Raw genomic sequence first — 262 nt, forward strand, 5'->3', positions numbered from 1 at the left:
TAGGACGGCGCTCATAAGGGTTGCCGGGTGAGGGTATAGCCACACCGTTGAAACCAGCCCTGAGCATCTTGAGGGGAAATGGCCGTGAGCGCTCGACCAATCGATTGGTCGAGCGCTTCCCTGGTGCGTGGCTGATCGCGGCGGACCAGGGTCTTGACCTTGCCAAATCCGCCCTCAATCGGTGCCAGATCAGGGGAATAGGTAGGCAAAAAGCGGAGGGTACAGCCGTGGTTGTGCAGGAGTTGCGCAACACGGGCACTCT

At 59.9% G+C, this 262-nt stretch carries 1 protein-coding gene; it reads right to left on the reverse strand.

All coding sequences use genetic code 11. The annotated features are described in order from the left end of the window. Positions 1-11: 11 nt before the first annotated feature. Positions 12-262 (reverse strand): transposase (locus DEIPH_RS19425; protein ID WP_200868189.1); only part of this gene is annotated, 251 nt, incomplete at its 5' end.

This window comes from Deinococcus phoenicis, from assembly GCF_000599865.1.
In the GTDB taxonomy this organism is placed as follows: Bacteria; Deinococcota; Deinococci; order Deinococcales; family Deinococcaceae; genus Deinococcus; species Deinococcus phoenicis.